Annotated in this window: 7 protein-coding genes and 1 tRNA gene; 7 read left to right on the forward strand and 1 reads right to left on the reverse strand. The window is 70.7% G+C overall.

All coding sequences use genetic code 11. The features are described from left to right. The first annotated feature begins 104 nt into the window (after positions 1-104). From ABGB12_RS34760 to ABGB12_RS34790, 7 genes are all read left to right on the forward strand, one after another. The gene (locus ABGB12_RS34760) at positions 105-1424 is read left to right on the forward strand and encodes a helix-turn-helix domain-containing protein (RefSeq protein WP_347684757.1); all 1320 of its coding nucleotides are present in this window, start codon (positions 105-107) and stop codon (positions 1422-1424) included. Positions 1425-1495: 71 nt separating this feature from the next. After that, the gene (locus ABGB12_RS34765) at positions 1496-1972 is read left to right on the forward strand and encodes a flavin reductase family protein (protein ID WP_347684758.1); all 477 of its coding nucleotides are present in this window, start codon (positions 1496-1498) and stop codon (positions 1970-1972) included. Between the two features lie 13 nt (positions 1973-1985). Further along, entirely contained in the window at positions 1986-3296 is a 1311-nt protein-coding gene (locus tag ABGB12_RS34770; RefSeq protein WP_347684759.1) for a helix-turn-helix domain-containing protein, read from the forward strand. A gap of 100 nt (positions 3297-3396) precedes the next feature. Beyond that, on the forward strand, positions 3397-4257 hold the full coding sequence (locus tag ABGB12_RS34775) for a fumarylacetoacetate hydrolase family protein (protein ID WP_347684760.1): 861 nt from the start codon (positions 3397-3399) through the stop codon (positions 4255-4257). 10 nt (positions 4258-4267) lie between these two features. Then, entirely contained in the window at positions 4268-6292 is a 2025-nt protein-coding gene (locus ABGB12_RS34780) for an acyl-CoA synthetase (protein ID WP_347684761.1), read from the forward strand. Beyond that, complete coding sequence (locus ABGB12_RS34785; protein ID WP_347684762.1) at positions 6174-7088, forward strand: hypothetical protein; 915 nt, start codon at positions 6174-6176, stop codon at positions 7086-7088. Before ABGB12_RS34780 ends, ABGB12_RS34785 begins: the two co-directional genes overlap by 119 nt. Before the next feature lie 38 nt (positions 7089-7126). After that, positions 7127-8383 (forward strand): hypothetical protein, encoded by a 1257-nt coding sequence (locus tag ABGB12_RS34790; RefSeq protein WP_347684763.1) that lies wholly within the window; start codon positions 7127-7129, stop codon positions 8381-8383. 464 nt (positions 8384-8847) lie between these two features. Here the strand turns inward: ABGB12_RS34790 and ABGB12_RS34795 are convergent. Next, a tRNA-Glu gene (locus tag ABGB12_RS34795) sits at positions 8848-8920 on the reverse strand. Between the last annotated feature and the right edge of the window lie 68 nt (positions 8921-8988).

Consider the following 8988-nt stretch of genomic DNA (forward strand, 5'->3'; position numbering starts at 1 on the left):
CGCCTTCGGCCCTTCGCTCCGCTTGGTCTGCGGGCCCATAAACGGGCGCAGGATTTGACCCGCCGCCCGAGCCGGGACAACGGGCTGGATGGTGGAGTGAGGAGATGGAGTTCTCTTGGCTCTCGGATCTGGACGGCCTCCCGTCGGTGCCGCCCACCTGTGCTCCGTCCATCGTGGCTTCGGCCCGGAGCCTTCTCGGCGAGGGCCCGGTGCGATGGGCGGTCTCCACCTCTCGCGAGATGGCCCGGCAGATCTTCGAACGTGTGCCCGAAGGGGGTGTGGGGCCCGCGCCGTTCGAGACACTGCACCAGATGGCCGAGGCCGTGGTGCTGACGTGCCTGTGCGGTTTGGCTGATCCGCGCGGGGCGGAGATCGACGGGCCCGCCCGGTTCGCGGTGCCGGTGGAGGGAGCGGAGGCCGTCAGGGACTTCGTACGACGCGGTATCCCGCTGGAACGCGTACTACGGGGCGTGCGGATCGGGCACGCCGTGTTGCACCGGGCCCTGCGCGACGCCGCACCGGGCGGTGAACTGCCGGGGCGGCTCACCGAGATCCTCTTCGAGCTGACGGATCTGTTGTCGAGCGACATGGCCGAAACGTACGTCGCCGAGCGGGACCGGTGGGAGGACAGCGAGGAGGCCGTGCGCTGCCGCCTGGTCGAAGCGATCATTGCGAGGGAGGGGGTCGACCCGGCGTCGGCGGAGCGCATCCTGGACTATCGCCTCGATCGCCACCACGTAGCCGTGATCTTGTGGAGGGAAGGCCCGGCCGGCACGGCCACGAGCCTCCAGGCATGGGTCGCCGGTCTCAGGGCCGGCTGCGTAGGCGAGGGGCCGTTGCAGGTGGCGGGACATGCCGGCGCGGTATGGCTGTGGATCGGATTCGATGCCCGCCCGGACCGGATGGCCTGGCCGGCAGGCCTGCCGGACGGCTGGCGGGCCGCAGCGGGTCCTCCGTCGTTCGGCCTGCCCGGAGTACGGCGCAGCCATCTGGCGGCACGGCACTGCGCGCGGATCGCCGTGACGATGCCCGCGTCCGTCGGCGTGTGCGACTACGCGGACGTGCGAACCGCGGCACTGCTGACAGGCGACACCGAGCAGGCCCGCTGGTTCGTGCGGGAGACCCTGGGAGCGCTGGCCGCGCCGGACTCCCGGTCGGCTCGGCTGCGCGAAACCCTGCTGTGCTACCTGGCGTCGGGGCGGAGCCTGAAGACGGCCGCCGAGCGGCTCGGAGCGGCCCGCAACACCGTCGCCTACCGGGTCAAACGGGCTGAGGAGCTGATGGGAGCCGGCCGTCCGGCCGATCCGTTGGAGATACGACTCGCCCTGGAGATCCTGCGGTTCCCCGGCGCACTGGACGCCGTCCCCGGGCAGGGGCCTGGCCCGTTGCTGCGCATGTACGTCAAAGCGGGGTTGGCACCGTGACCCAAGAGATCGGCGCCGATTGGTGCCCCCGGACCGAGCGGCGGCCGAGGCCGGACGCACAGGGTGGGAGCATGAGTCCTTTGCGAGAGATCATGCGGCATGTACCGTCCAGCGTCGCGGTCGTGACCGCGCTGCACGACCAGGGCCCGGTGGGAATGACGGTGGGCTCGTTCACCTCGGCTTCACTCGACCCGCCGCTGGTGTCGTTCTTCGCCGGGAGGCACTCCACCACCTGGCCGCTCATCCGCGAGGCGGGCCGGTTCTGCGTGAACGTCCTGTCAGCACCCCAACATCAGGTGGCTGCGGCATTCGCCACCCGGGACGCCGACCGGTTCAACGGCAGGTCCTGGACCCTCAGCTCCCTGGGCTCACCGCTGCTGGACGGCGTCCTGGCCTGGCTGGACTGCGAACTGGACGCGGTCTATGAGGCCGGCGACCATGTCGCTGTGACCGGCCTCGTGCACGGTGGGCACGCCGCGGTCGACGCTCATCCTCTGGTGTTCTTCCGCGGCGAACTGGTGGCGCCGGGCTGGCCGGGGCCGAGTTGAGGGGCGCGAAAGGATGACCGGCGACCCGCACGAGTGGATCCTGGGCCTGGTCCCGCGCGACGTCCCCGGCCCGCTGCCCGAGCCCGCCTCCTCGGCGGTGACCATCGCTGTCGCCACGGTGGCCCTGGGACCCGGACCGGTGGCCTGGGCCGTGCGGACCGCGCAGGAGATGACCCAGGAGATCATCGAGAAGGTGCCCGAGCACGGCGGCGGCCCGGCCCCGTTCGCGACGCTGCGCTCGACGGTCGAAGCGGCCGTGCTGTTGGCATTGCGCGGCCTGCTGGCCGATCTTCCGCCTGAAGGCGCGACGATGGCCGAGCAGGCGGCTCCGGAGGAGGCGGTCGTGAGCGGCGCGGAGTTCGCGCGCCGGGGGATCCGCCTGGACCGGGTGCTGCGCGGAGTGCGGATCGGTCATGCCCGGCTGCACCAGGCGCTCAGCGCGGTCGTCGACACCCTGCCCGAGCCCGTCCGCCTCGCCGAGAGCCGCCGTGTCAGCGACCTGCTGTTCGCCTACGCCGACGTCCATGCCAGCCGGTTGGCGGAGGAGTATCTCGCCGAGCGGGCCCGGTGGGAGGCGGGCCGGGAGGCGGATCGCCGCCGGGTCATGAAGGATCTGCTGGCCGGGAGGCCCGCCGCCGAGCACGCCTCCCTGACACTCGGCTACGAGCTGGTCCGGTATCACCAGGCGTTCGTCGTGGCGGCGGACGATCGGCACACCGGCTCCGCCGAACTGCACCGTTGTGCAGAGGACCTGTCCCGGGCGCTGGCCCCCGACGAATGGCTCGACCTCTCGGTCGTCCCGGGCCAGGTATGGGCCTGGGCGGGCTGGCGGTCCAGCCCCGCGCCCGGACATGCCGACCGGGCGCGGCTGCTGCGGCCACCGCCCGGGGTCAGGGTGGCCGCCGGGCCGGTGGCGTTCGGGCCCGAAGGCCTGCGCCGCAGCCACTTGGGGGCTCGGGAGGCCGATCGGGTCGCCGCCACGGCCAAGGCCGGCTGGTGGTGTGAGTACACCGACGTGCGGACCGTGTGCCTGGCGACAGCCGATGAGGAGCAGGCCCGCTGGTACGCCCAGGACGTTCTCGGGCCGCTGCTGGCCGACGACGAGCGCTCCGGCGAACTGCGTGAGACCTTGCGCGTCTATCTGGCATGCGAGCGCAGCCTCCGGACCGCTGCCGAACGCCTGCACATCGCCCGCAACACCGTCACCTACCGCGTCCGAAGGGCCGAAGAGCTGCTGGGCCATCCCATCGGAGACCCGATGGAGCTCCGGCTGGCCCTGGAGATCGCCCGCACGCTGGATCCGACAGGCAAACCGGCCCGCTGACTTTGGCCTCGCAAGCCAAGCAGTCCCGGCCAGGGTCGGCGTTCAATGCGGGGCAGCCCCGCGCCATCCCGCGGGGCAGGCGCGAACGACGGAGGAGCCTATGCGCATCGCGAATCTGGCCGACCGGGTGGTACTGCTGACCGGCGACGGAGCCATCGACGTCCATCAAGCGAGCGGCGGCGTCCTGAGCTCCGACCCGCAGACCCTGTTCGACCACTGGCGGGACGCCTGGCCGGTGCTGACGACACTGACCGGAGAGGCATCCCCCTATGACGAGGCCGATCTGCGCGCACCGGTGCCCCGCCCCGGCCAGATCTTCGCGATCGGCGTCAACTACCGCGAGCACGCCGAGGAGTCCGGTATCGACATCTCCAGCCTCACCTGGCCGATGACGTTCACCAAGTTCGCCTCCTGCCTCACCGGCCCGTCCGCCACCGTCCTCCTGCCCGAAGGCTGGGTCGACTGGGAGGTCGAACTCGTCGTGGTGATCGGCGAACGCGGCCATCGTGTCCAGGCGGAGGACGCCTGGAACCATGTCGCCGGGTTCACCATCGGGCAGGACCTGTCCGAACGGATCAGCCAGTGGTCCGGTCCCGCTCCACAGCAGTTCTCGCTGGGCAAGTCCCATCCGGGATTCGGGCCGACCGGTCCCGCCGTCGTCACCCTCGACGAACTGGACGACCCCGCCGACCTGGCCATCGGCTGCTCGATCAACGGCGAGACGATGCAGGACGGCCGCACCGGCGACATGATCTTCGGAGTCGCGGAGCTCATCGCCCACCTGTCGTCCATCGCCGTCCTGGAACCCGGCGACCTGATCTTCACCGGGACGCCCGCCGGAATCGGCGCCACCCGGACCCCCGCCCGCTTCCTGGCCGACGGCGACGAACTGGTCAGCACCATCGAAGGCCTGGGAACCCAGCGCATCACCTTCCGCCGCACGCCCGCCGCCACCATCTGAGGAGTACCCGATGGAACCCACCCCGGCCGCGCACACCCTCGGCGAACGGCCGCTCGTCCTCACCGCCGAGGACCTCGCGGCGATCGAGCGGGTCGCGTTGTCCGACCGCGACCTGCCTGCGAGCACCTACGACCTGGTGGCCCGCACCGCGGCGGCGCACCCCGACCGGACCGCGCTGCACCTGCTCGGCGAGGGCGACCGGCCCTGGCGGGAGGCCCCGCACTGGACCTACCGCACCCTGCTGGAGAGGACCCACCAGGCGGCCAACGCCTACCTGGAACTCGGGCTGACCGAAGGCGGCGTGGTCGCGCTGATGCTGCCGAACATCGGCGCCACCTACGCGGCGCTGCTCGGCGCGCAGGCCGTCGGCATCGCGAACCCGGTCAACCCCATGCTCGCCGAGGACCACCTCGTCGACATCCTCACCCTCACCGGAGCGCAGATCCTCCTCGCGCCGGGCCCGGCGCTCTCGGGCGACCTGTGGGACAAGGCACAACGGATTGCCGCGCGACTGCCCGCCCTCACCGTCCTGGCCTCCGTCGGCTCCCCGCCCGGCCCGCAGAACGGGTTCTCCGTCGCGACCGTCGACTTCACCGAACTGGCGGCCACCCAGCCGGCCGACCGACTGAACACGTCTGCGCGCCGGGGCGGGGACGACCTGGCCGCCTACTTCCACACCGGGGGGACCACCGGCGTGCCCAAGGTCGCCCCGCACACCCACGCCATGGAGGTCTACATGGCGTGGGCGCTCGGCTGCTCAGGCGTCTACCTGCCGGATTCGACGGTCCTGGCGGGACTACCGCTCTTCCACGTCAACGCCGTCCACGTCACCGGGCTCGGTCCTTTCATGCACGGGACCACCGTGGTCAGCCTCGGCCCTCGGGGCTACCGCGACAAGCAGCTCACGGCCGAGTTCTGGCAGATCATCTCCCACTTCCGAGTGACCAGTTTCTCCGCGGTCCCCACCGTGTACTCCTCCCTCCCGCCGGTCCCCGACAGCGTCGACATCTCCAGCCTGCGCGCCGGGGCCGTCGGCGCCGCCCCCCTGCCCTCCCTCGTCCGGGAGACCTTCGAGTCCAACGCCAAAGTGCCGATGGTGGAGGGCTACGGGCTCACCGAAGCGACCTGCGCGACCGCCGCGACGCCCGCGTTCGCGCCGCGGCCCGGCTCGGTCGGGCTGCGGCTGCCCTACCAGCAGGTCAAGGCCGTCACCCTCGACGCCGACGACAGGCTTACCGGCGACCTGCCCGCCGGCACCGTCGGAGCCCTGGTCATCAGCGGACCCAGCGTCTTTCCCGGCTATCTGCGGCCCGGCCCGGACGGCCCCGTCCCCGATCCGGAAGGCAAGGTCTTCGACGGCTGGCTGGTCACCGGCGACCTCGGCAAGGTCGACGCGGAAGGGTACGTCTTTCTCACCGGCCGCGCCAAGGACGTCATCATCCGCGGCGGTCACAACATCGACCCCGGGCCCGTCGAGGAGTCCCTGCTCTCTCACCCGGACGTCAACGCCGCCGCCGTGGTCGGCGCGCCCGACGCCCACTCCGGCGAGGTCCCCATTGCCTACCTCGTCCTGGCCGACGGCGCCAAGGCGAGCGAGGAAGAACTGGCCGCATGGGCTCGCACCCACGCCCCCGAACCCGCTGCCGCCCCGAAGACGGTCCACATCGTGCAGGACCTGCCGACGACCGCGGTGGGCAAGATCTACAAGCCGGCCCTGGTCCTGGACTCCGTCGAACGCGCCGTCCGCGAGGAACTCGAGCGGACCGGCCTGACCGGGGACGTAACGACCGAACTGTGCGAGGGACGGCCACACGCCGTCATCCGGATCCCCTCCACCGAAACCGCCCCCACGACTCCGCTGACGGCGGTACTGGGGCGGTACCCGTTCTCCTACGAGATCCTCCACGGAGCCCTTGATGACGAACGCGCATGTCACACCGATGGCGCCGAGCCTGGAGGCGCTGGCGGCAGTAGAGCGGCGGGTGCTGTGGCTGTCGGCGGCGATGGTGGACCACGCCAACCGGGTACGCCCTAACCCGTCGGGGATGAAAGTCGGCGGTCACCAGGCCTCCAGCGCCTCCATGACCACGATCATGACGGCGCTGTGGTTCCATTCGTTGACGGCCGACGACAGGGTGTCGGTCAAGCCGCACGCCTCACCGGTGCTGCACGCGATCAACTACCTGCTGGGCGGGCTGGACTCCTCATATCTGAGCTCGTTGCGGGCGTTCGGCGGGCTGCAGAGCTACCCGAGCCGCTCCAAGGACCCCGATCCGGTCGACTACTCGACCGGATCAGTCGGGATCGGGGCCACCGCCCCGCTGTGGGGGGCGATCGCGCGGCGCTACGTGGACGGCCGGTTCGGCGGCGCGGGCAGCGGTCTCCAGTACACCCTGCTGGGCCACGCCGAACTGGACGAAGGCGCGATCTGGGAGGCCGTCCAGGACCCCATGGTCACCGACCTCGGCGAGGTGGTGTGGATCGTCGACCTGAACCGGCAGTCGCTGGACCGGGTGGTGCCCGGCATGGCCGTTGACAGGACGCAAGGCATGTTCGCGGCGGCGGGCTGGCAGGTGCTCACCCTCAAGTACGGGCGGCTGCTGGAAGACCTGTTCGCTCGACCCGGCGGCGACGCCCTGCGAACCCGCATCGACGCCATGGCCAACCCCGAATACCAGCGGCTGCTGCGCTGCACCCCCGAGCACCTGCGCGAGCGGCTGCCAGGCAGGGCTCGACGGCCGAGCCCATCACCCGGCTCATCGCGGACCTGGACGACGCCACGCTCCTGGCGGCACTGCGCAATCTCGGCGGACACGACCTCGGCGCCCTGATCGAGGCATACACGAACATCGACAAGACCCGGCCGACGGTGATCTTCGCCTATACGGTCAAGGGCCACAACCTCCCCACCGAGGGGCATCCACAGAATCACTCCTCCCTGCTGACGGCCGACCAGATGAGAGAGCTGGCCGAGGCCCTGGGCACTGACCCCGACGACCCCTGGGCCGGTTTCGCCGACGGAACTCCCGAGGCCCGCCTGTGCGCAGCGGCCGCCGAACGGCTCCGCCGGCCCGTCACAGCGGCGCTGCGGCCACCCGCGGTGCCGCACGACCTCGGCCGCACCGCAGGTGGCACCGGCAACACCCAACAGGCGCTCGGCAGGGTGCTGCTCGACCTGACCAGGACTGCGCCGAAGGTCGCCGAGCGGATCGTGACGGTCAGCCCCGACGTCAGCTCCTCGACCAACCTGGGCGGGTGGCTGAACAAGGTCGGGATCTGGTCGCACACCGAACGAACCGACTGGTTCGCCGACGACGCCGAGACCATCCTGCGCTGGCGCGAGCGGCCCACCGGCCGACACCTGGAACTGGGCATCGCCGAGACCAACCTCGTCGGCCTGCTCGGCGAGCTGGGCGCCACCTGGAGTCGCTGGGGGCAACCCCTGCTGCCGATCGGCGTCGTCTACGACCCGTTCGTCAACCGGGCGCTGGAGCCATGGTCGTTCGGCGTCTACGCCGGCGGGCAGTCCATCCTGGTCGGCACCCCTTCCGGCGTCACCCTGGCTCCCGAAGGCGGCGCGCACCAATCGATCACCACACCCTCCCTGGGCATCGAACAGCCCGGTTGTGTGTCCTACGAGCCCGCCTTCGTGCTCGACACCGAATGGTGCCTGCTCGCCGCCCTCGGCGAACTGGGCAAACCGGAGGGATCCTCGGCCTACCTGCGGCTGTCGACCCGCCCCGTCGACCAGACCCTGGCCGCCGTCCCCACCGACCCGGCCGCCAGGGAGCGCCGCCGCCAGGTCGTGGCCGGGGCGTACGCGCTGCGCCGGGCGGAGCGGCCCGCCGTCACCCTCGCGGCGATGGGAGCCATGATCACGGAGGCGATGGCCGCCGCCGACCGGCTCGACTCCCTCGGCTTCCCCGCCGACCGCGCCGTCCCCATGGTCACCCTGCTCGACGGCCACCCCCACACCCTGGCTTTCGTGGCCACCATCAACACCGTCCCCGTCACCACGCTGGGAGTCAGCCGCTTCGGCCTCTCCGGCGACCTCGCCGATGTGTACCGCTACCACGGCATCGACACCAACAGCATCGTCCAAGCCGCCCTGGATCTCATCGACTGAGACACCGACGGCCCCTGTTCTTCCTCACACCCGCGAGGTGTCCACTTCGCCACCTCGCCGGGTGAGCGGCCAGGGCAGGCCCGGACCACATCTTCCTTCAGCTCCATGGACCAAGCGCGGCCATGTCGCCGCGTTCGGGCACCAGGTGTCGATGAGTCGGGCACCGGTTCTGGAACTTCGGCACCGCCGACGGCGGCGGCGGGCTTGTCGCGCGGAACTACCCGCTCGATCTCCTCCCATGCCTCCGCCAGCAGCACCAGACGGTCCTCGGTCGCGTTGGCAGGAAGCCAGTCATGACGATCAGGAGCTTCTGCTCATGGCTGAGCAAGCTCTGCTCGAAGACGAAGTCAAGGGCCGCTCAGCGTTCGGTGGGGTTCCACTCCTTGATCCATCAAGGGGCGGCAACTCACCGAGTGCGATCTCCAATGGTTGATCTTGATCGACCAAAGATCGGTAAAAAGAAGTACCCCCAACGGGATTCGAACCCGTGCTACCGCCTTGAAAGGGCGGCGTCCTAGGCCACTAGACGATGAGGGCGTGAAGTGTGCTCAACGTAAGCATAGAGGACGGGGGGCGGAGACGTGTAATCGGTTTGGGGGTCATGG

Source organism: Actinocorallia sp. B10E7 (assembly GCF_039871655.1).
GTDB lineage: Bacteria > Actinomycetota > Actinomycetes > Streptosporangiales > Streptosporangiaceae > Actinocorallia.

Bases quoted from the DNA above. Each gene is read 5' to 3' on its own strand.
- ABGB12_RS34775 (WP_347684760.1), top strand. From the start codon at position 3,397: ATGCGCATCGCGAATCTGGCCGACCGGGTGGTACTGCTGACCGGCGAC.
- ABGB12_RS34785 (WP_347684762.1), top strand. From the start codon at position 6,174: ATGACGAACGCGCATGTCACACCGATGGCGCCGAGCCTGGAGGCGCTG.
- ABGB12_RS34780 (WP_347684761.1), top strand. From the start codon at position 4,268: ATGGAACCCACCCCGGCCGCGCACACCCTCGGCGAACGGCCGCTCGTC.
- ABGB12_RS34760 (WP_347684757.1), top strand. From the start codon at position 105: ATGGAGTTCTCTTGGCTCTCGGATCTGGACGGCCTCCCGTCGGTGCCG.
- ABGB12_RS34770 (WP_347684759.1), top strand. From the start codon at position 1,986: ATGACCGGCGACCCGCACGAGTGGATCCTGGGCCTGGTCCCGCGCGAC.
- ABGB12_RS34765 (WP_347684758.1), top strand. From the start codon at position 1,496: ATGAGTCCTTTGCGAGAGATCATGCGGCATGTACCGTCCAGCGTCGCG.